19 protein-coding genes are annotated in these 22,500 nt (G+C 46.6%); 9 read left to right on the top strand and 10 right to left on the bottom strand.

The window, feature by feature from the left end:
* The first annotated feature begins 383 nt into the window (after nt 1-383).
* Nucleotides 384-2,657, top strand: coding sequence for a bifunctional (p)ppGpp synthetase/guanosine-3',5'-bis(diphosphate) 3'-pyrophosphohydrolase (locus QUA62_RS20100; RefSeq protein ID WP_333281278.1), 2,274 nt, complete (start codon nt 384-386; stop codon nt 2,655-2,657).
* 98 nt (nt 2,658-2,755) lie between these two features.
* On the opposite strand, the gene QUA62_RS20095 is transcribed toward QUA62_RS20100, so the two are convergent.
* The 3 genes from QUA62_RS20095 to QUA62_RS20085 all read right to left on the bottom strand — a co-directional run bounded on the left by QUA62_RS20095 (nt 2,756) and on the right by QUA62_RS20085 (nt 4,372).
* Nucleotides 2,756-3,091, bottom strand: a complete 336-nt coding sequence (locus tag QUA62_RS20095; protein WP_333406233.1) for a type II toxin-antitoxin system PemK/MazF family toxin — start codon at nt 3,089-3,091, stop codon at nt 2,756-2,758.
* 14 nt (nt 3,092-3,105) lie between these two features.
* Nucleotides 3,106-3,360, bottom strand: a complete 255-nt coding sequence (locus QUA62_RS20090; RefSeq protein ID WP_190657718.1) for a hypothetical protein — start codon at nt 3,358-3,360, stop codon at nt 3,106-3,108.
* 91 nt (nt 3,361-3,451) lie between these two features.
* Nucleotides 3,452-4,372: a glycine betaine ABC transporter substrate-binding protein gene (locus QUA62_RS20085; RefSeq protein WP_190657716.1), complete on the bottom strand. Its 921-nt coding sequence runs from the start codon at nt 4,370-4,372 to the stop codon at nt 3,452-3,454.
* Between the two features lie 178 nt (nt 4,373-4,550).
* Between QUA62_RS20085 and QUA62_RS20080 the strand changes: the two genes are divergently transcribed.
* A complete protein-coding gene (locus QUA62_RS20080) occupies nt 4,551-5,918 on the top strand; it encodes an aldehyde dehydrogenase (protein ID WP_333406226.1) in 1,368 nt (455 codons plus the stop codon).
* A gap of 146 nt (nt 5,919-6,064) precedes the next feature.
* Here QUA62_RS20080 and QUA62_RS20075 read toward each other — a convergent pair whose 3' ends face one another.
* Nucleotides 6,065-9,343: a tetratricopeptide repeat protein gene (locus tag QUA62_RS20075; protein ID WP_333406225.1), complete on the bottom strand. Its 3,279-nt coding sequence runs from the start codon at nt 9,341-9,343 to the stop codon at nt 6,065-6,067.
* Between the two features lie 59 nt (nt 9,344-9,402).
* Between QUA62_RS20075 and QUA62_RS20070 the strand changes: the two genes are divergently transcribed.
* Both QUA62_RS20070 and QUA62_RS20065 read left to right on the top strand, forming a co-directional pair.
* Nucleotides 9,403-9,672, top strand: a complete 270-nt coding sequence (locus tag QUA62_RS20070) for a hypothetical protein (RefSeq protein ID WP_333406224.1) — start codon at nt 9,403-9,405, stop codon at nt 9,670-9,672.
* A 471-nt stretch (nt 9,673-10,143) separates the two neighbouring features.
* Nucleotides 10,144-10,494 (top strand): 4a-hydroxytetrahydrobiopterin dehydratase, encoded by a 351-nt coding sequence (locus tag QUA62_RS20065; protein ID WP_333406223.1) that lies wholly within the window; start codon nt 10,144-10,146, stop codon nt 10,492-10,494.
* Nucleotides 10,495-10,520: 26 nt separating this feature from the next.
* Here QUA62_RS20065 and QUA62_RS20060 read toward each other — a convergent pair whose 3' ends face one another.
* Nucleotides 10,521-11,255, bottom strand: coding sequence for a response regulator transcription factor (locus QUA62_RS20060; protein ID WP_333406222.1), 735 nt, complete (start codon nt 11,253-11,255; stop codon nt 10,521-10,523).
* Between the two features lie 595 nt (nt 11,256-11,850).
* On the opposite strand from QUA62_RS20060, the gene QUA62_RS20055 reads away from it, so the two are divergent.
* Nucleotides 11,851-12,099 carry a DUF6761 family protein gene (locus QUA62_RS20055; protein WP_006634037.1) on the top strand — a complete coding sequence of 83 codons (249 nt, stop codon included), beginning with the start codon at nt 11,851-11,853 and terminating at the stop codon, nt 12,097-12,099.
* Nucleotides 12,100-12,493: 394 nt separating this feature from the next.
* On the opposite strand, the gene grxD is transcribed toward QUA62_RS20055, so the two are convergent.
* The 3 genes from grxD to QUA62_RS20040 form a co-directional block, all read right to left on the bottom strand.
* Nucleotides 12,494-12,817, bottom strand: a complete 324-nt coding sequence (gene grxD, locus QUA62_RS20050) for a Grx4 family monothiol glutaredoxin (protein ID WP_190657705.1) — start codon at nt 12,815-12,817, stop codon at nt 12,494-12,496.
* Between the two features lie 202 nt (nt 12,818-13,019).
* Nucleotides 13,020-13,280: a BolA family protein gene (locus QUA62_RS20045; protein WP_190657703.1), complete on the bottom strand. Its 261-nt coding sequence runs from the start codon at nt 13,278-13,280 to the stop codon at nt 13,020-13,022.
* 42 nt (nt 13,281-13,322) lie between these two features.
* Nucleotides 13,323-13,946, bottom strand: a complete 624-nt coding sequence (locus tag QUA62_RS20040) for a hypothetical protein (RefSeq protein ID WP_190734082.1) — start codon at nt 13,944-13,946, stop codon at nt 13,323-13,325.
* A gap of 213 nt (nt 13,947-14,159) precedes the next feature.
* Here QUA62_RS20040 and QUA62_RS20035 point away from each other — a divergent pair, with 213 nt between their 5' ends.
* From QUA62_RS20035 to QUA62_RS20025, 3 genes are all read left to right on the top strand, one after another.
* Entirely contained in the window at nt 14,160-14,477 is a 318-nt protein-coding gene (locus QUA62_RS20035; RefSeq protein WP_333406221.1) for a type II toxin-antitoxin system HigB family toxin, read from the top strand.
* A gap of 187 nt (nt 14,478-14,664) precedes the next feature.
* Nucleotides 14,665-15,063, top strand: coding sequence for a transcriptional regulator (locus QUA62_RS20030; RefSeq protein WP_333406219.1), 399 nt, complete (start codon nt 14,665-14,667; stop codon nt 15,061-15,063).
* Nucleotides 15,064-15,273: 210 nt separating this feature from the next.
* Complete coding sequence (locus tag QUA62_RS20025) at nt 15,274-17,601, top strand: S8 family serine peptidase (protein ID WP_333406217.1); 2,328 nt, start codon at nt 15,274-15,276, stop codon at nt 17,599-17,601.
* Between the two features lie 89 nt (nt 17,602-17,690).
* Here the strand turns inward: QUA62_RS20025 and QUA62_RS20020 are convergent, their stop codons facing one another.
* Together QUA62_RS20020 and QUA62_RS20015 are read right to left on the bottom strand one after the other, a co-directional pair.
* A complete protein-coding gene (locus tag QUA62_RS20020) occupies nt 17,691-18,422 on the bottom strand; it encodes a WecB/TagA/CpsF family glycosyltransferase (RefSeq protein ID WP_333406215.1) in 732 nt (243 codons plus the stop codon).
* 207 nt (nt 18,423-18,629) lie between these two features.
* Complete coding sequence (locus tag QUA62_RS20015; RefSeq protein ID WP_333183364.1) at nt 18,630-18,767, bottom strand: hypothetical protein; 138 nt, start codon at nt 18,765-18,767, stop codon at nt 18,630-18,632.
* 111 nt (nt 18,768-18,878) lie between these two features.
* Between QUA62_RS20015 and QUA62_RS20010 the strand changes: the two genes are divergently transcribed.
* Nucleotides 18,879-22,088: a glycoside hydrolase family 15 protein gene (locus QUA62_RS20010; protein ID WP_333406213.1), complete on the top strand. Its 3,210-nt coding sequence runs from the start codon at nt 18,879-18,881 to the stop codon at nt 22,086-22,088.
* Nucleotides 22,089-22,500: the final 412 nt, after the last annotated feature.

Below are 22,500 nucleotides of genomic sequence, written 5' to 3'. Positions count from 1 at the left end.
TTGGAGCAATTCCCTGTTTTGTGAGAACTTTTTTTGATTTCCTGCCCTGACTCTACCCTTCTGGCTGCTGCTTTTAGTTTAGCGTTGCCGGTAAATGCCGAGCCCCCGCAACCTCAACTGCTACCGCCAAAATATGCTTATTTTACCCGATTTTCCCCGAGCGACAGACTGCGGCGGCGGCAGTGGTGTCACTATATTTTCCTACCTCCGAGGGGGGGCGACTCGGGATTACATAGGTATAGTTAACAAAAAAATCGAGTATTTTTTTGAATTGCAAATTGTGGCATTCAATTAGTTTAGTATAGCTAAACACATAATTTCGGCAATTCAACCGGAAACCGGCTTTTAACCATTTGTATTTCTAAGTTTTAAAGGTGTACCCCATGAACGCGAACACTCTGACTCCCTCTCATTCGATCGATCCTGCTGTAGTTCCCGATTGGCTGCAAGAATGCCTGAATACTCGATCGCAGCCTGATGGGGGCGCTAACCCGAATTGCTCGACGGACGACAGCTTAATTTGTCGGGCCTTTGAATTTGCCCGCGACTTGCACCAAGGACAATACCGCAAATCAGGAGAACCTTACATTTGCCATCCGGTAGCGGTCGCTGGAATACTCCGGTATATGGGCGGCAACAACGTCATGATTGCCGCCGGCTTCCTCCACGACATTGTTGAAGATACAGATATTACTCTCGAAGAAATAGAACAGCGGTTCGGCGCGGAAGTGCGACAGTTGGTTGAAGGTGTCACCAAGCTTTCTAAGTTTAATTTTTCCAGCAAAACAGAGCGCCTTGCTGAAAATTTCCGCCGAATGTTCCTAGCAATGGCTAAAGATATTCGCGTGATTGTCGTCAAACTGGCAGACCGGCTGCACAACATGAGGACTTTGGAGCATTTGTCCGAGGAAAAGCAGCGCAGTATTGCCCTAGAAACCCGAGATATTTTTGCTCCCCTGGCGAACCGTTTGGGTATCGGGCGCTTTAAGTGGGAATTGGAAGATTTAGCGTTTAAATACTTGGAACCGGAAGCTTACCGCGAAATTCAGGAATTGGTGGCCGAGAAGCGGGCCGATCGAGAAACTCAACTCGCAGAAGTCACAGATTGTTTGCGAGAAAGGCTTGACAATTTAGGCATTAAATGCTATGAAGTTAGCGGCCGTCCCAAACATTTGTACGGGATTTATGGGAAGATGCAGCGCCGCCAAAAAGGGTTTAACCAAGTGTACGATATTGCTGCGGTGCGGATCATAGTAGAAAGCAATGATGACTGTTATCGGGCTTTGGCGATCGTCCACGATTCTTTCCGCCCGATTCCCGGCCGCTTTAAAGATTATATCGGTTTACCAAAAGCCAACCGCTATCAATCTTTACACACCGGAGTAATCGGAACCAGCGGCCGCCCCATCGAAGTGCAAATTCGCACCGTAGCAATGCACCACATTGCAGAATACGGCATTGCCGCCCACTGGAAATACAAAGAAACTGGCGGTTCTAACACAACAGTCACCGGCGACGACGAAAAATTTACTTGGCTGCGACAACTCCTAGAATGGCAAAGCGACCTCAAAGACGATCGCGAATATTTACAAAGCATTAAGGACAACTTATTCGACGAAGATATTTACGTTTTTACTCCTAACGGAGACGTGATTGCTCTCAATAGCGGCTCAACTCCCGTAGATTTTGCTTACCGCATTCACACAGAAATTGGCAATCGCTGCACCGGTGCCAGAGTCAACGGGCGAATGGTAACACTAGACAAGGTTTTAAAGAACGGCGATATTGTAGAAATCTTGACCCAAAAAAATGGTCATCCGAGTTCCGACTGGCTGAATTTTGTCAAGACAAACGGAGCAAAAAACCGAATTCGCCAGTGGTTGAAGCGATCGCACCGAGATGAAAATCTTGCTCGCGGACGGGAATTGCTGGAAAAAGAATTAGGTAAAAACGGCTTAGAATCTTTGCTAAAATCTGAACCCATGCAGTCTGTGGCTCAGCGCTGCAACTACCACAGCGTCGAAGATTTAATCGCCGGTTTAGGCTATGGCGAAGTGACTCTAAATCTCGTAGTAAATCGACTGCGAGATTTAGTAAAAGTGCAGCAAAAAATTGAAGCTGCTCCTGCAGGAGGACAGGAATTGCCCCAGCTAATACCTGCATCGACGGCACCGAAACCAGTACCGAGTTCGTCTCCGAGCAAATCGCCGATCGCAGGTGTAGAGGGATTGCTCTACCATTTATCCGGCTGTTGCTGTCCGATTCCTGGGGAATCAATTATTGGAGTTGTGACTCGCACTCGCGGAATTTCGATTCACCGCCAAGGATGTTCAAATGTTGAGAGCGTGCCTGGGGATCGGTTGGTTCCTGTGAGTTGGAATTCCAGCAACCGCAATGAATCTCGACCCAATACTTATCCGGTTAACATTCAAATTGAAGCCCTCGATCGAGTGGGAGTTCTCAATGATGTTTTATCGCATTTGAAGGACAACCAAGTAAACGTCCGCAGCGCTCAAGTCAAAACATATCCCGGATTGCCGGCATTAATTGACTTGTGCATGGATATCCAGGATAAACAACAGTTCGAGCGCACTTGTATGCAAATTAAAAAGATGAGCGATATTTTGAATTTGCGGAGGCTGAGTGAAGGGACTTAAGAAGATAGCCTAACTGTATTGTAGGGTGCGCCCCGCGCACCTAATAACTAGCTGAGGAGAGGTTCAGCCCCATAAAATTTAAAAGGCTAAGGAAAGTTTTACTCAGCTTCGCGAGGTTCAACTACCAGCCTAATTCCATCAAGAATTTGACCAACTCGCTCGGCCGAGAGTGTGCCAATTTTCTCACCTAACGGAGATTTATTGATCGTCAAAATCTGCGAGACGTTAACAACACTCTGTTCTGGTAAATCAGCTTCTCCTGCTTCTAACAGGACATTTCCTGGTGAATTAGCCCGTCTGAGATTTGAAGTAAGCACACCAACAACAACCGTATTAATGCGGGAACGAGTGAATAAATTGTTCTGAATGATTACATGGGGATGGAGATAACCGGGTTCTGAACCAGAAGGCTCATCAAGTTCTATCCAAAAAATATCACCTTAATTTATTACCATTCGCCTTCCACCAGCCTGCGATGAGAGCGACTCATCTTGCGAAGCAAAACTTGTTCTTCTTCAGAGAGAGGTGCTTCGCAAGCAGCGTTAATTTTTTCTAACAGTTGTTGATTTTCGCGGCGGCGGATAAATTCTTCAAGGGCTATTTCGATCAAAAAACTCTGAGAAATTTGCATTTCGCCAGCTAATGTTTCGGCTTGTTCAAATAAAGATGCTGGCAATGAGATAGCAGTTTTGACAGTTGTCATAGCTTTATACCTTCATTTATTTATATGAGTCTAAGTCATAGTATAGCTAACCACAATACGGTTCAGCAAACAGGCAGAACAATGAAACCCTTTATTTGGGCGGACTTACTGGCTTTGACTCGCCCAGCTTTTGCTGCAAAAACTCCTGGGCTACTTCTCCAGCTTCCTGCTGTTTCTTATCAACTTGATAATTGAGTCGTCGCATATCTTCCTCGGAGATTTTGCCGCCCAGTTCTGCGAGGACTGGACGCAATTCCGGGTATTTTTCCAAAACTTGCGATCGCACAACCGGAACTGCTTCGTAGGGCGGAAAATAGTTCTTGTCATCTTTGAGAACTACTAAACCTAAACTTTGAATCAAACCGTCCGTTGTATTACCAGCAATCACATCTACTTCTTTTTGTTGCAGCGCTTGATAAAGCAATCCTAACAGCAACTCCTTCGGTTCTTCTCGAAACTTAATCCCGTAAGTTTTAGCTAATCCGGGAAATCCATCTTCTCTCTCGTTAAATTCAGGGCCGAAACCAGCCCGGAGGTTAGGTGCAGCTTTCCCAAGTTGCGAGAGAGTTTGTAAATTTAGTTTTTTGGCATCATCTCCTCGCACAATAATCGCAAAACTGTTATTAAATCCCAGCGGTTGCGTCCATTCTGCTTTAAACTGTTTGGGATATTCTTGTTTGAGGTAATCGATGACTTTTTTGGGGTCAGAAATCGGTTTTTGTTTGAGCAGGTTGGCGTAAGCAGTGCCCGTGTATTCGACATACAAGTCGATTTTACCTGTTATTAGAGATTGATGGCAAAGCGAGCCTCCGAGATTCAGTTCTCGTTCTACTTTGATATCTGTTTTAGCTTCAATATGGCGTGCTAAAATTTCTGCGAGGATGACTTGTTCGGTAAAGTCTTTCGAGCAGATGACAACTTGCTTTTGGGGCTTAGAGGTACATCCTGCTACTGCAAGCAAGCAAAGCAGCCAGCAGGAATAGAAAAAAAAATCGTTCTTAGATATTTTCATAAGCGAACTCCGTTGTCAGTTCCACAATTATTAGCTTCTAATTTATAGCATTTCTCAATCATTTGTAAAGGCAAGAACCCGGGCTTCTTCAATAAGTCGCGGCTCTAACACCGATCGCACTTTACCCAAGTTCCGTTTTCCTGTTGTAACATTTATTGATAGACATGGAGGAATAAAGATGGTAATCAGAGTCAGCGATATTATCCAGCAGCAGCGACAATTTTTTGCGACTGGGAAAACTAAGGATGTGGATTTTCGGATCGAACAACTCAAAAACCTCAAGAGTGCGATCGCTTCCAATCAATCACGGATTGTGGATGCTGTCAAGGCTGATTTGAACAGGCCGGAGTACGAGGCTTACTTTGAAATTGCTGCGATCGCAGAAGTTAATTATGCCATCAAAAACGTAAAATCCTGGGCAAAGCCGAAAAAAGTGCCTACTTCGATCGATCAATTCCCAGCATCGGCCCGCATTTACCCAGAACCTTTGGGCGTAGTTTTAATCATCGGGCCTTGGAATTACCCATTTCAGCTTATGATATCACCCTTGGTCGGGGCGATCGCCGCCGGCAACTGCGCCATCCTCAAACCTTCAGAAATCGCCTCGCACACGTCGGCAGTTGTCGCCGACATGATTACCAAAACCTTCGATCCCGCCTACGTAGCGGCCGTCGAAGGAGGTGTCGAAACCAGTCAACAATTATTAGCGGAAAAATTCGACCACATCTTCTTTACCGGCGGCACAAAAATCGGTAAAATAGTCATGGAAGCCGCCGCCAAACACCTGACACCTGTCACATTAGAATTGGGCGGCAAAACTCCTTGCATTGTAGACTCAGAAATTCAAGTTGAATACACTGCTAAACGCATTGCGTGGGGCAAATTTATCAATGCCGGTCAAACTTGTATCGCTCCAGATTACCTGTTAGTTGATAAAAAAGTTAAACCCGATTTGATGCAGGCAATTAAAACAGCAATTCACGGATTTTACGGCGACGATCCGCAGAAAAGTCCCGACTATTCCCGAATTATCAATCAGCATCATTTAGGACGTTTGGCAGAGTTTATCAAAGACGGAGAAGTTGTCGTCGGAGGTCAAACAAACCCCGAAGATAAATATATTGCACCGACAGTTCTCGACAATGTTTCCTGGGATGCGCCTGTGATGAAGGATGAGATTTTTGGGCCGATTTTGCCAGTTTTGGAGTATGATGATTTCGGGGAGGCGATCGCCCAAATCAACGCCCGTCCCAAACCCCTAGCTTTGTATTTGTTCTCGAAGGATAAAGAGAAACAAGAGCGAGTTTTGCGGGAAACTTCTTCCGGCGGAGTTTGCATAAACGACACGGTTATGCAAGTCGGAGTAACAACTTTACCTTTTGGCGGAGTTGGCGACAGCGGCACCGGCAGCTATCACGGCAAAGCAAGTTTTGACACCTTTTCGCATCAAAAAAGCGTGCTGCAAAAGTCATTTTTACTTGACTTAAAATGGCGCTACGCTCCCTATCTAGGTAAGTTGGATTTGATTAAGAAAGTTATCGGTTGATATTGCCTAAGCACCAGATTCCCCCTCACCCCCCAGGGCTGTTTCTTTCTCCCGAAGTCCGCCAGGGGTTTCAACCCCTGCCGGACTGAATGTTTGACCTGTTTGTTGTTAGCAAAGATCCCCTCCTTCAATCCGATATCCCTGTTCTAATCGGTGCTGTGCCATTCTCGATCGATTCTCTCCAAATCCTTGGCGGCTCCCAATTGTTGAAAAATTTGATGTGCTGTATCGTAATGTTGTTGAGCAACTTCTGTGTTGCCGCGCTTGCGTTCGAGTCGTGCTAAATCGTAGTTAGCTTCTGCAATTTTGCTAGGTTGTTTCAGTTTTTTTAACTTTGCTAAAGACTCTTTTAAAAGTGGTTCTGCTGTATCCAAGTTACCCCTAAGCATCTCAATTTCTCCCAGACAACCGATCGAAGTTGCCATCCCTTCGCGATCGCCCAATTCTGTTCTCAATGCCAAAGATTGCCGGTAGAGTTTCTCAGCTTCATCCCAATTGCCGCGACATTGCTCTATATATCCCAACGATGCCCAACAAGATGCCATGCCCGATCGATCGCCCAATTCTGTACTCAATGCCAAAGATTGCCGGAAGAGTTTCTCTGCTTCATTCCAATTGCCGCGTTTTCGCTCGATATTTCCCAACAATACCCAAGAATATGCCATGCCCCAGCGATCGCCCAATTCTGTACTCAATGCCAAAGATTGCCGATAGAGTTTCTCAGCTTCATCCCCCTTGCCGCGTTTTCGCTCGATATCTCCCAAAAATACCCAAGAAGTTGCCATGCCCCAGCGATCGCCCAATTCTGTTTCAACTTCCAAAGATTGCCGGAAGAGTTTCTCAGCTTCATCCCAATTGCCGCGATTTCGCTCGATATCTCCCAACAATCCCCAAGAAGATGCCATGCCCGAGCGATCGCCCAATTCTGTACTCAATGCCAAAGATTGCCGATAGAGTTTCTCAGCTTCATCCCAATTGCCGCGTTTTCGCTCGATATCTCCCAAAAATACCCAAGAAGTTGCCATGCCCGAGCGATTGCCCAATTCTGTTCTCAATGCCAAAGATTGGCGGTAGAGTTTCTCAGCTTCATCCCAATTGCCGCGATTTCGCTCGATATCTCCCAACACTCCCCAAGAATATGCCATGCCCGAGCGATCGCCCAATTCTGTTCTCAATGCCAAAGATTGCCGATAGAGTTTCTCGGCTTCATCCCAATTGCCGCGATTTCGCTCGATATCTCCCAACATCCCTAATGAAGTAGCAATCCCGCTCTTATTATCTTCTTTTTCTGTGATGGCTAGCGCATCTTTAAAATATTTTTCTGCTAAATCCCAATTCCCCAAATCCCGATGAATTGCACCTAATTCTCTCAAACAATAGGAACGTCGATTGCCTTCAACATAAGGTAATATTTGCTCGTACAATTCTTTTGATAATTTCCAGTCTCCCCACATTCTTAAGTATTCAGCGGGGATTAAGTAGTAAGCTTCGGGATAGTTGCCCAATCTAAAGGCAAAATGTTGAGCTTCTAGAACAGCTTGTAAATCTGCTAAACTTTGAGGATTGTTCACATTTTTACCAGTGCAGTAAAACTTATAAACACTTTCCAGCAGCCTTGGCAGTTCATCTCTATATTCCCCTTGCAAAAACTCCTCAATCACCCGGTGCAGATCATAAAAATCCTCACATTTCTCCTCGTCATAACGACTCTGCACCAAACTCGCACCGACTAATCGCTGTAAAATAGATTCTGTCTCGTTAATTTCTGCATCTGTCAATTCCGCAGGTTTTTCTAATTCTGCTGCTAATTCAAAGCGGATATTTTTTTCAACATCAGCCGTATACAGTCGCAAAAAAGTTAAACCCCTGACATCTATCGGCACTCGCAAAACACACATCCGACGCAGTAAATCTCTGGCCGCTTCACTTTGCCTTGTTAGTTGTTCTCGCAACATCGGTTCTGCATTCTTCGTTACCAATTCGGGATGCTTCCGCAGATACCCCCGTTTGTCCTTGCCGATAGCTGCCAATTGAGTTAATAAAAAAACATGACCTTCAACCCGCTGAGATATCCACTGCAAATCAGCTAATGTATCAGTCAACTTTCGCTGCCGCAAAATCTCGACACCCGCCGCAAAATCCACACCTTGCAACACTTCTATATGCACCAATTCCGAATCCGGTGCTAACCCCGGATAGCGGGTATCTGCCAAATCCGCAGGCACTTCCCGGCTGGTTAAAATCGTTTGCGATTGGTGCTGCTGATAAACCAAAGCATTCAGCAACTTACCCCAATCCGGTGAAATTGCTCGATGTACCTGCGCTGCAGCCAAACAGTCTGGATTTCCCGCCTCAACAGCAGGATGCAAAATAGATTCCAGGTTGTCGAGTACCAAAAGACAGCGAGTTTGTTGCAAGCCAGCCATAATTTTTGCAATCTTTTCATCGGCAGTTTTCAACACTTCTGCAGCCTGAATCCCCAAACGTTCACTTAACAGAAACCCAGCCACATCATCAAAACTCGTTCCCTCCTTTGCCTCGAAATACATCGCGCACTCATAATCGCCACCGTGCCAAGTTTCCCCCTTTTGAGAAACAGACTTCTGCCAATTCACTCCTAATGCTTCTAAAAGTTTGACAGCCAAACTCGTTTTGCCCATACCGCCTTGCCCGATTATCGCCAATACTTTCGGCGGCGAAGTGCCATCGGGCAGAATCTGTACTAATTTTGCCGTTAAATTTTCCACCAATTCATCCCGCCCTTTCCACACAGGAATAGAGTCAGGTAGTTGAGAGAAAGCCACCTTGATTGCTTTGTCGGGAGGGGCATCTGCGGGCACATCATCATTCTCGCTTTTGCCGTCAGTATTTTGCTTGCTGTTAATCTGACTGCTGATACCGGGTTCGCCGTTAACGCCCCACGCTTCTGCCAACTTTTGCAAATTCTCTGTTTTGTCTCTACTCCACAGCTTCAGAGTAAAATTCCAATCGCTACAACCCCGCCTTGCCGTCTCCGGGCGGTTATCCGTTAGAATTTTCAGCTTTTTTCCGAGATAATCAATCAGTACCTCGCCGATGTACTTTCTAACTTGCAAGTCAGATGTTGTCTTATTTGGTTTAAAGCTGCCTCTATCTTTCAGCAGGTGGCGCAGGGCTTCCAGTGTCGCCGAGACTGTTAACTCAGTGGTGTCACCTTTCCAATCGGCGCGGAGATAAGAGATGCGATTTGTATCATTCAACGCATAATTTAGCAGCGCCTCAACCAAATCAATCACTCGCTGCCAAGACTTTTCGCTTTTTCCCTGCTTGGGCATAGCTTCGGAAAGTAAATTGCTAAAAAAAGTTTCGGGAAAGTTTCGGGATTCCCGATACCGAATGACTGTCCCGAATATCCCTAATGGCGATTCTAGCACAGTTCCAGCCATTCTTTGCCTTCGGGTATCCCGAAATTCCACACTCAAATTAGTTGAGTTGGAAAGGGTTTATGGGATTATCAAAACAGCATCAATGGATGATTGGAGAGGCGATTCTCGGTACTGTAGTCGGTGCCATCAATTCTTCGGCGGGGATAGTGTTGACTTTTGGGTTAGTAGGTTTTCACCTCTGCTTTGACAAAAATCAACAGGAAGTGTCGCGTTGCCCTCTCGAACAAACTTTAAACAGCGAGGAAGTATCGAAACTCTATTTTTGTAATGATTGTCCTTTCAAGAAAGCGGGGATTGATGTAGAAAAAGTTGAAGAAGAAAGTGAGTAAACTGTGGTGCATCTAATGTCTAACAGCCCGGAAAACCTGTTCGGGCGCGACACCCCAGAATAAAATTCATTATTTGTGGAACAGGCCCGAAAGCCTGTTGCTAACCGACAATAAAATTCATTATTTGTGGAATCTGCCGGATAGCCTGTTGCTTATCGGCGGGCGGGACACCCCACAAGAAAATTTATTCAGGATGTTAACTCGAAAGTGCGATCGCTCTTTTAATCAGTATAGGTAAAAAAGGACGATCGCCCGATCGTGAATTGAACTTTACAAACAAACTTTTAGTTTAGTAAAATCCATCCTCAAAATCAGATTCGCATATTATAATAACATGAAACGGGTGTTATAACTTCTGAGCGAAACTGCGATCGCCTCTGCCTCTTTTGCTAGTTACGTTGCGCCCAGCTACTTGCTGCGATTATAAATGTCTATAATATCTTTTAGCATCTTCTCGCTAACACGCAATTTATGGAACCTTTAGCAAAAGAACCCTGTGCCGCCTGCCGCCCAAACTCTCCCCGCCTCACAGCTTACGAAATTGTCCAGCTAAAACCTCAAATTCCCGACTGGAATTTAATCGAAAAAAAGGGCATTCCCCAAATAGAACGCACCTACGAATTCCCGGATTTCAAAAGTGCGATCGCCTTTACAAACAGCGTCGGCGAAGCAGCAGAAACCGAAGGACATCACCCCGCACTGTTAACCGAGTGGGGAAAAGTTACCGTTACTTGGTGGACTCACGCGATTTCTGGACTGCACCGCAATGACTTTATTATGGCTGCGAAAACAGATGCGATCGCCCATCAATTCTCAAAATAAAATCCGACTTATAGCCCGATCGTAGTTTAAGAAAGCACTGCCCTGGGCACTGGGGAATGCGGTTGATTGGCATTATTCAACAACTCCAGATTGAGTCGGTAGCCGACATTCCGCACAGTTTGAATCAGGCTCGGCTGTCGCGGGTCGATTTCGATTTTTTTACGCAGAGAGAGTACGTGAGTGTCGATCGTCCGGGGGTTATCAATCGCATCGGGCCAGGCGCGACGCAGCAAATCCGAGCGCGACAGCGGCACTCCTCCAGCTTGAGCTAGTACGTACAGCAGGCTAAATTCCTGGGGAGTCAGCTCAATATGTTCTTCGTACAACCTGACTCGGCGCTGCACCAAATCAATTTTCAGCAGCCCGCACTCCAGCGTCGCCGGCGGTACCATCGTGCGGTTGCGGCGCATCAGAGCTTCCACCCTCGCCATAAACTCTTGCATCCCAAAGGGTTTAGTCAGGTAATCGTCTGCCCCCGCCTTCAAACCTTCAACAATATCCGATTCCGAATTCCGTGCCGACAGCATCAAAATCAGCGACTGCTGCTGCTGTTGCAGCCAGTGGCAAAATTCCAAACCGTCCCCATCCGGCAATTGGGCATCCAGAATGACTAGGGTTGGCTGGCGGCTGAAAAATATTTCCCTAGCGTGACTGATATCCGCTGACTGGTGCACCCAGTGACCGACTTGCTGTAGATGCCAGCCCAAGAGCGATCGCAGGTGCGGATTCCCTTCAACAATTGAAATACTTGCAGATTCCACAGAGGCGAGCTTCCCATATCACTAATTGCTACAAGGTTAACAGAGCTTTTGTCAAGCTTTTGTAACCATCGCTACTCAAGCATGAGCTGCATTTAAAGCAGCGGACATACCTAGGCTAGGACTTTTAAATATTGGGTCAATTTCCGAGGGTCAGCCTGCAGAAAGGTTAAATCATTCTGGCGGTAAGCTTACAATGAAAATAAGACAGTGTAAAGCCGATTGATCCCATGCCCCAACCGCCTGCCAAAAGCGAACCCCCCGACCCAGCCCCCACTCCCAGGAGGTTGACAAATCGCGCAAGTGAAACTAGAATTCCTCCAACCGTTAGCTCGGGAGCCGGAAGACTCAGCCACTTTGACCGCCAAATTCAGCAACATCCCGACTCCATTAAACGCACAGCGAATTATCTAGGTGCGCGCCAAAAGTCGAGCAACTGCATTGCAACGAGTGAAATTTTTTATGGAGGGTAGCCTGTAGAGCAGGGTAAAAACTTTTATTTAGAAATAGCCTCAACCGGAGCCACTCAGCATCAATCGAGGCCATTCCTAAATCCCGCCGTCATTATACAAACCACAAAGGATTTCAACCTCACACCATGCTACAAGACACCCAAACAATCCGGCACTACCAAAAACTCACCGACGCCCTCGTCGAAATGTGGAATAGAGGTTATCGCTTCGATGACCTGCGGCTTTACTTAGACGGGTATTTAGCAGCCCTGCGGCATTCCAACGGTCTGGAACCCTATCTGATTCACAGACTAGAGGAAGAAGCAGCGCGTTACATTCACGACCCCTCCAATTTTGCAATGCCACAGACCCAAACTGAAGCCGACTACTATTAAATAGCAAATTCGGTTGGATAAACCCTTGATGATTTGGGATTTGGGATTTGGGAATTGGGAATTGGGAATTGGGAATTGTAACGGGTTCCCTGGCACTGCCTGGGAACCGATGTCCAGAGGCTCGGCCTCGCTTTGGGAGCCTAAAAATTCGATGCCGAGCCGACCGCATTGCGTTCCCAGGCAGAGCCTGGTATAGCAATCCTAAATGAGCCGTAAATTTTTTACCCCACCCCAGCCCTCCCCGAACTGGCGGGGAGGGAGTAAGAAATTCACAAATGATTTAGTATTGCTATAACGAATAATTAAGTAAATCAACCTAATTCCACGTAAAACGCGATTGCTGTTATATCCCCGACTTCTTTAAGAAGTTGGGGATATGTTTTTTCGGTCTAATTTAAGAAGCCAAAGCCACTTCTACAACTTCTTGCAATTCGCCCTTTTGATACATCTCGATCATAATATCCGAGCCACCAATAAACTCGCCGTTGATATAAACTTGGGGAATTGTCGGCCAGTTGGAATACTCTTTAACGCCTTGACGAATTTCCTGGTCTGCCAAAACATCCACAGTTTCGTAAGGCACTCCCAAAGTATTGAGAATTTGCACCACAGTATTAGAAAAACCGCACTGGGGCATTAACTTATTGCCCTTCATAAACACCATGATTTTGTTTTGCTTAACCAACTCGTCAATTCTTTGATGTGCTGTTGTACTCATGGTAGGTCCTAATATTGTTTGAAAATTTTTAAACGTTGACTGACGCAGAAACCGCGTTTTTTACGAAAATCTTTCGTTACAGCCATAGATTCCGGTAAAAAGAACCGGGTTTTTGTGGTTTTTGTGCGTAAGTGGAGCAGTTGTATTTCAAGCAACTATTGACACCCGCACAAATTTGTGATATCCACTTGCAAGTCAACAATTAAGCAACTTGACTTTTCGCTTCCCATTCTGCGGGAGTTAAGGTTTCCAAGCCCAAAGCGTGGATGGCTTCACTAGCCATTGCCTGTTTGAGAGCGCCGTAGACCAGTTGGTGCTGCTGTACTCGGCTTTTTCCTTCAAAGGCTGCAGAGACTACTCTCGCCTGGTAGTGGTCACCGCCACCGGTCAAATCCTCAACTTCTATTTTAGCGTCGGGCAACCCTGCCTTAATCATTTCTGCTACTTGAGACGGTGTAACCATTGGTTTCTCTGATAAACGGCTGTAATTTAGATGTTAGTGGAACTATTTTGTCGAGGAGCTCGGTTGACTGCTGGCTGGCCGGGGAAAGGGCGAATCCACAAAACCCAATTCCAGTAACTGCTGGTAAGCTTTCTTGCCCAAGTCGCGAGTTGGCTGCTGCGATCGAATAATCTGAATCAGCAGAGGCACAGCCAGTTCGGGCTTATTTTGCGCCCGGTGTACCAACGCCAGCCGGTAGGTAGCTTCGTCGCGCATTTGGGCTGTTTCTACAGCTTTGGTGCGGTGGCTTTCGGCCAAGCGGATGTCAATTCCGGCAAAACTGCTCCCCAGTTGTTGGTAGAAGTTGGACAGTTGATTGAAAATTTGGCGGGATTCTTGGAGTTTTTGACTGGCGAGTGTGTAATTTTGATTGGAAATAGCACTGCTGGCTTCTGTCATCAAACGCTGGCCTCCTTGGACGCTCAGCAGGCTGCTGTCTTGCGTCAGAGGGCGAAGATTGTTGGGGTCTGTGGGGTCGTCGGCGGGTTCGACTTGCGGTTGGTTCTCTGGCCCAGAAGGTTGTTGTGCTTGGACTTGGAGCGGTTGCAACAGGGTAAAAGCTGCGATCGCCCCGATCGTAATCCGGGCAGTGGAGCGAAGCCAGCAAACAGTTCCAGAGTATACCATGAAATTACTTTGCGCCTGTGCGCTTTAAAAAAATATTTAGCTTGAGCCGATCTTACCATTGGCGATCGCAACCGGCTAAGTGTAAACCAAATTTGTTGAAATGTCAAAGGGTTCGATCGGGCAAAAGGCTTTTTATGAAAAATTCAAGTAGAGACTTGACAGGAGGTTCTCAGTATGAGAACATAAAGGTGTCGTTTAAAAAACGGTACTGGAATGAGACTAAAGTCCACAAGAAATCTTCTGAGTGCGATCGAACCCTACGGTGATGTCCCAAGTGCGATCGCAGCCTGGTGCAAGGTCATGGAAGACAACGATTGGAAATCGCTAGAAGAGATCCGACAGGGGTATTCTAAATCGGTCGATCAAGTCTATGGATATACTATTTTTAATATTAAAGGTAAACATTATAGATTAATTGTACAAATTAACTATAGCACCGGATATGTACTTTTTAAGAAGTTTTTAACCCATGCCGAATATAGCAAAATTAACTGGAATGATGAAGATGAAGTCAAGCAGAAAATAGGTTGAGGTTCCCCTAAATACATCGGGAAATCCTTACAGATTCCCTGATGTATTCAATCAATAAATCAAAAACATTCACTCCAATGGTTAAAAGCATGACACCGAGAAACAAACACCCACCTCGGAGAAACTTCAGGACAATATTATTCCTGCTTTCTTCTTCCTTTTGTTGTCATAAAGAATTGAATGAACTATGAACATCACAATTGAAAAAATAGCTTACGGTCAACTGCTGGCGAAATCGCAGCCTAAGCCCATCCTGAACGAAGAAGATTACGATATTGCCCTCGCAGAATTTGGATCTCTGATGTCCCAGGAAGAATTAACACTAGAAGAAGAAACTTTACTGAGTCTCTGGGGGCTGTTGATCGAAGAATACGAATCAAAATATTACCCAATTCCAGAAGCGACTCCCCAGGATGTTCTATTGCATCTCATGGAAGTTCGCGAACTCAAACAAGCCGATTTAGTGGGTGTGATTGGTTCCAAAGGAGTAGTCTCTGAGGTGGTTAATGGGAAACGGGCGATTAGCAAGGCGCAAGCTAAGGCGCTGGGAGAATTTTTTAATGTTAATCCTAGCGTGTTTATTTGAGCGTGTTTATCTGAAAAACTCGCCGATCTCGAAAAAGACTCGGCGGTTGAAACCGCTAGCAACGCGATCTCACAAACTAAGTCCGACGCGGACTGATGGAAAAACTACCGCTGTTAGTTACAGTTTCAAACCCCTCATGGTAAAAACATCCCTGACGGCTTATAAATATGTTTGATAAATAGACATCAAAGTCAAACAGGAACATTTCTGATGGTACAACCAAGCAAACCGACCTCCGAGACTCTCCAAAATTATCAAGGAATTGGAGTACCCGATGAAAGTCTGGCACTGATTTTGCAGCGCGGCGGCGATGAATTGCTGCTGTCAAAAGCGAACGATCGCTTTACAGTCCGCCCCTCACCAACAGCATCAGCCTCAAACGATTGGGCTGCAACAACTGGGGCAAAACTCAACCGTCGCGTCGGCCTCTTCAATCTGGAAGAATATCTCGTTGCGCCCTCTAACCTAGAAGCAGCAATGCAAGCAGCCCGCGCCAGCGATGCCGTAGCTTTTGCCAGCCACGTCTATTGCCCCGCCAACAATCCGAGTACATTCTTTTATCTGACAGACCAAATTACTATTCAATTTGGGGAACAAGTAGACGAACAATCGCGAAAAGCGATCGCTAATGCAGCAGCTTTAAAAATAGTCCGGCCAGTAGAAGGAATTCCCAACACCTTCGTCTGCGAAGTCACTAAACAAGCAACAGAAAATCCGGTCAAAATTGCCAACCGCTTGACAAGATATCCAGAAGTTTTGATCGCCGAGCCCAACATTTTAGTAGAGACGCAGCAGCATTACACGCCCCGCGATCCGCTTTATCCCAAACAGTGGTATCTCAATAACAAAGGCGGCAACCAACTTGTCGGCGGCGCTCAAATTTATGCCGAACCAGCTTGGGACATCACTCGTGGAGTTCGATCGATCGTAATTGCGATCGCCGACGATTCAGTTGACATCACCCACCCAGATTTTCAAGGCCAAGGCAAAATCGTCTCACCCATCGATTTCAAAGAGGGCGACACTTCCCCGATGCCAGTCGCCGACTCAGACAACCACGGCACAAGTTGTGCCGGCGTCGCCGTTGCTGAAGAAAACGGCAAAGGCATTGTCGGCGTCGCCCCCGGATGCGCCCTGATGCCCATCCGTACCAGTGGTTTTCTCGATGACGATTCTGTCGAAAAAATATTTAATTGGGCGATCGAAAAAGGGGCCGCCGTCATTTCTTGCAGTTGGGGGCCTGCTGCAGTTTACTATCCCCTTTCCCTGCGGCAGAGTGCCGTTATCACCAAAGCCGCCACCCAAGGGCGGGGCGGCAGAGGCTGCGTTATTCTGTTCGCTGCGGGGAATGCCAACCGCCCAGTCAACGGTACTGTTAACGAGAAAGGCTGGCCCAACAACGTCGTGGAGGGTCAAACTAGATGGCTAAACGGATTTGCCGTTCACCCCGACGTAATTGCCGTCAGCGCTTCCACTTCCCTCAACAAAAAAGCAGCCTACAGCAATTGGGGTAGCAGCATCTCGGTTTGCGCCCCCAGCAACAACGCGCCGCCGGGAACTTGGTTGCCAGAAACCGGATTTATCGCCACGCCGCCGGAGGTGACGCAGTATTTGCCCGGTTTGGGGGTGTTTACTGCCGATCGAGTCGGGAATCAGGGCTACGACTGGGGGGACTATACTGATACTTTTGGCGGTACTTCCAGCGCCACTCCAGTAGTCGCTGGGGTTGCAGGGTTGATACTTTCGGCTAACCCCCGTTTGACGGCGCGGGAAGTGCGCGGAATTCTCGAACAAACTGCTGAGAAAATTGTCGATCTCGATCCCGATCCCCAGTTGGGCAATCGCCTGGGAAATTACGATCCTAACAACGGTCGCAGCGATTGGTTTGGTTACGGGAAAGTGAATGCTTTGAAAGCTGTGCAAGCTGCGGTGAGAAAGGGTGGCGGCAATCCGAATATCGGCGGGGCGGTGTTCAGCGATATTTCTGGACATTGGGCACAGAAGTTTATTGAAGCTTTGGCTGCGGCGAATATAATTAGCGGTTTTCCTGACGGTTCTTTTCGGCCTGATGAGAGTTTAAACCGTGCTCAATATGCGGCGCTGTTGGTGAGTGCGTTTAGTCCGATTCCGAGGGTGCCGGCTACAAATTTTATTGATGTTTCTGCTACTTTTTGGGCGAGAAGTGCGATCGAACGGGCAAATCGGGGGGGGTTTTTGGCGGGGTTTCCGGGGTTGAAGTTCGGCCCGAATCAGAATTTGACTAAGAGTGAGGCGATCGTATCTTTGGTTAACGGTTTGGAACTCAAGGGCGGCAATCCTGATTCTTTGAAAGTTTACAACGATCGTTCTCAAATTCCTAATTTTGCTTTAAGTGCGATCGCCACAGCAACTGCTTTGAAGATTGTGGTTAATTATCCTTCCCGCGACTGGCTTTCGCCGCAGCGGGATATTACCCGCGCTGAGATTTCGGCTTTGATTTACCAGACTTTGGTGGCGATTAATCGGGCAAAGGCGATCGATTCTCCTTACATTGTCTAATGGCAATAGGTTCGTAGTGAGGACTGAAGTTCGCAGAATTCTATGAGGACTAAAGACCTCACTACAAACCTATTTTGTGCTGGCCGCTTTTAAGCTCTAAAATCCCCCAAAGCTTTCAAGGCAAATTGTGGCAAAGCTAACATCCTGCGCCACCGCCAAGGTTCTTGATAAAGTCGGTACAGCCATTCTAAATGATTGTCGCAAAACCAAGCCGGCGCGCGGGTTTTTGTTCCCGCCCAAATATCGAAACTGCCGCCTACTCCCACCCAAATTGACTGAGGGCAAAGGTGTCGGTGTTCGGCAATCCAAAATTCTTGGCGCGGCACTCCCAATCCTACAAAAATCAGTTTTGGCTGCATTTTTTTGAGGCTTTCACGGAAGTCTTTTTCTTCATCTGCGGAAAGATAACCGTGTTGAGAAGCAATCGACAATCCGTTAACTTTTTGCTGCCAAGTTTCTGCCGCAGCAGCCGCTACTCCGGGGGAACCTCCAAAGAAAAATAGTGGTTCCGAATCAGGCAATTTTCCAGCTTGTTGCAGCAGCGATTCTGCTAATTCAATCCCCGGATAGCGCTGCGCCGGTTTGCCACGCATCCGCAAGTACAGCACCACTCCCGAACCGTCGGGAATCACCAGTTCCGCTTTGCGGATTACATCGGCTAAAGCCTGATTTTGCTCGGCTTGCATCGCCATTTCAGCATTCAGCGTCACGACGTGACTTCCTAACCCTTGATGCAGGCGCTGCATCAGCCAACCTGCATAATCATCTAATATGTGAACTGGTAGTCCCAGCACTGAAAATTGCGGGCGCGATCCATCCATATTTTTTTCTTTGAGATTCCTACACACCTAGTTATTTAAATTAGCTGAGATTGGCGATCGACGCTAGAGCAGTTTTGGTCGCAAAAAACCCGGTTTGTGCCACCAAAAGTCTGTTAAGTCATCGTTCGGTGGCCCAGAAACCGGTTTTTTTGTAAGCGACGGGTCGCGCAAGTTCCTTAGAGTTTGCCAGCCAAGTGCGATCGAGCATTAGTGTTCGATTTTTTTGACAGACCCGTCTGCGTACCATTCCATCGGTACTAGCTCAATTTTACCATTAATTTTCACTGTAGAGTAGACAACTTTCACGAAAGGAACGCTGTTGTTATTGTGGTTTTGGGTAGACATGGCAATTACCTTTTTGTGTTTGGATAACTTGAGAAATGATCTAATATCTGATATATTTAAAAGTCTATTCACCGCAAATCTACTCGCATCAGGAAAAAGAAGGAAAACGAAATGGCGATCGCAAAAACCCAGCGGCAAACCAGATTAGATTATTACTACCAGCAAATCAAAAACATCATCCTCAAGCGCCAAAATCCAATTACTGGTTTGCTGCCGGCGAGTACCGCCGTTAACGCCCACGGCGACTACACCGATGCCTGGGTGCGCGACAACGTGTACAGCATTCTCGCGGTTTGGGGTTTGGGTTTAGCTTACCGCAAAATTGATGGCGATCAGGGCAGAACATTTGAACTCGAACACAGCACAGTCAAACTGATGCGCGGATTGCTGTTTGCGATGATGCAGCAATCGAGTAAAGTAGAACATTTTAAAAATACTCAGTCGCCGCTAGATGCGCTGCACGCTAAATACAATACTCAAACTGGAAGTATTGTGGTCGGTGATGACAAGTGGGGCCATTTACAGTTAGACGCTACATCTATATTCTTATTAATTCTTGCTCAAATGACGGCTTCTGGGCTGCACGTAATTTTTACAATAGATGAAGTCAATTTCGTGCAAAATTTAGTTTACTACATCGGTAGAGCCTACCGCACGCCGGATTACGGAATTTGGGAAAGAGGTCATAAAATCAATCGCGGCAATGCAGAATTGAACGCCAGTTCAGTTGGCATGGCCAAAGCAGCGCTGGAAGCCATAAATGGGTTGGATTTGTTCGGTATTCAAGGTTCTCAAGCGTCAGTTATTCACGTTTTGCCCGACGAAATTGCCAGAAGTCGCATAACTTTGGAATCGCTTTTGCCTCGCGAATCTAGTTCAAAAGAAGTAGATGCCGCTTTATTGAGCGTGATTAGTTTTCCGGCTTTTGCTGTGGAAGATCGAGAATTAATAGAACGGACTCGAAATAAGATTATTGACAAGTTGCAAGGAAATTACGGCTGCAAGCGGTTTCTGCGGGACGGACACCAAACAGTTTTGGAAGATGCCGATCGCCTGCACTACGAACCCACAGAATTAAGGCAGTTCGAGCACATTGAATGCGAGTGGCCGCTATTTTTCACTTATTTGCTCTTGGACGGCATATTTCAGGGGAATCAAGCTCAAGTGCAAGAGTACCAGCAGCGTTTGGAATCTCTAGCAGTCGATCGCTCTGGTTTGCCGCTGCTACCAGAATTGTACTACGTGCCCGCCGAAAATATAGAAGCAGAAAAGCTCAATCCCCGCAGCCAGCAGCGCTTACCCAATGAAAATATTCCCCTCGTTTGGGCGCAAAGTTTGTATTTTCTCGGTCAATTGCTGAACGAAGGATTAATCGCAGTTGGCGACATCGACCCGCTGGGAAGGCACCTCTCAGTGGGCCAACACAGAGAACCTTTAGTGCAAATTGCACTGTTAGCTGAAGACGAAGATTTGCAAGCAGAATTAGCCGCTAACGGCATTGCGGCACAAACCCCAAAACAGGTAGATCCAATTCAAGTCCGCCAGACTAAAGAATTATCAGCTATTTACACGCAAATTGGACGCAACGACCAATTAGGCTTAACCGGCCGCCCCGTGCGCCGTTTGCGGAGTTTAACAACTTCTCGGGTGTTTAAAATTCGCGAAGAGGCGATCGTATTTCTCCCCTCATTTTTGAACAGACAAGAGTTTTACTTAACTTTAGATTACCATTTTTTAGTAGCTCAAATCAAGAGCGAAATAGCTCACATTCACCGCCACTGGTATCAGTTGGGACGCCCTACGGTAACGCTGATGCTGACTCACACGATGCTGGAAACCGGCCGGGAAGCGTTGTTAGAATTAATGAAGGAATTCCGGGATGGACACTGTAACAACACGCCAGTTAAACTCGGAAATCTTAAGCAGTTAATGCTGACTGCTGGCACGGAGAGAATTGATTTGATGCACGATTTTGAATTTACCGAATCTCCGGTGACAGGTGCAGTAGAAACGCGCAGCTATCTGGCTTACAATCCTGAAAGAACTTGGTCTTTGGGTCACACGCAAGAATTTAAATTAGAGCTTGAAACTAATACTCAGTTATTGCTCACCAGCCTGCGCGATTCAGAAAATTTGTACGAACAAATTGAGTTGCTACACACGCTAGTTCGCCTCAAAGGAATAAATTTTGATACAGGATTTGGAGGTGCCGAAGCCACTGTACAAGTTGTGGATTTGCTCAACGAAGTTTATACAAAAGCTGGAGAAAGTTCGCAATCAAAAATCCAATGGGCAGTCATCCGCCATGCCGCAGGTTTGCTGGACAAAGTTGATATCAGCTTGTCCGATGCAGTGACAGACATTTTGGTGCGGCAAAAACAGATTGCTGTGGGGAAAGCCTACAGCGAAGATTCGATAATTTCGCGACCCGGATCTTACACGGAAGTGATGGACAAAATTCGCCAATTCTGCGGAGAAGATATTCGCGATCGAGTTCTCACCCAAGAAATTCTAATTTACCTCAGCGTCCTAATTAAAGCAGAACCGCAATTATTTAAAGGTCTGCTGACACTGAGAGTTAGCTACTTTATTCTGCTGTTAACAAGCGAATTAGCCCGCGAATTGGGAGTTACGCAAAATGAAGCTTACGAACATTTAATGCAGCTAAGTCCCTTTGAAATCAAAAATCGCCTGCGCCAAGTGTTGACAGAATACGAGGAAATGAATCAAATCCTCAAACAGCAAGAATCCCTGCGCGTCAAACAGCAGGAAAAAGATATTGAATGGGTAGTAGCGCCAGTTTCCGAAGAATCGCAAATGCTTGCGGGAGGATGGCGGCGGAAGCGGCAAATGGAAGGTGCTGTCAATCGCGTACCGAAGGATTTTTATCCGAGTGTTTGGGGACTGCTGCGGCACTGCAAAGGCTTGATAATTGGCGACAAATTAGAGCGGCGCAATCGGTTAGATAGCCATATTATATTATCGGAAATGACGCCGGGAGAAAAGAATTTCGCGCTACAAATCGAGCATTTGTTGAATAAGATTGTGGCGCCGGAATACCGACAAGTCAATATTGAGGCGCTGATGGAGTTGGCGGCGATCGCCCAGCGCAACCCAGAATTGCAAGTAGAAGAATACATCGTTTTAGATGTATTAGTCGGTCACGCAGTTCGGCTAAATTGGCAAGGAAAATACCCCGAAAGAGCCGATAAATACGACGAAGATAAAGCGGCGGCTTGGCAAGCTTTTTACAACACTTCGCCTTACGTTTGCGCGAGTCACGTACTCGATGCTTTCCGGTTCTTGACGAAATTTGGATAGATTGAGTGCGTGTGGTTAATACAAGCTACCCCCTTCATAGTTCGGCGGTTGAAACCGCAACTACACAAACTAAGTCCGCCTCTGCGGACTAAGAAATAAGGGAGATATTTAAGCTTGATGGGGATTATGCGAGAGCCCTCATACAGCGAGCGATGGCTATTATAAAGCAGCTTGCGCCCGCTCTGCACGTCCTTACGCGCCTGCTACACATCACCCGCACCGCATTTTTTGTACGGTTGGCAACACCAGCGATCCTTCCGGCGAGGCTCGCGCCGTCCAGAGTCCTGAGGCTGGCTCATCATGGCGTTGTCACAGTATTGTCGGTTTCTAGGAATAGCTTTGTACGGTTTTCTTCACTGCCAATTAATTCTGATTCTTTCACGTTCATTCTGGTAAATACGACCAACTCAGT

The sequence above is a fragment of the Microcoleus sp. MON1_C1 genome (assembly GCF_036701945.1).
Lineage (GTDB): Bacteria > Cyanobacteriota > Cyanobacteriia > Cyanobacteriales > Microcoleaceae > Microcoleus.
Note: the sequence above shows the minus strand (reverse complement) of the source record. Positions and strands in the feature narration are given on the sequence as shown.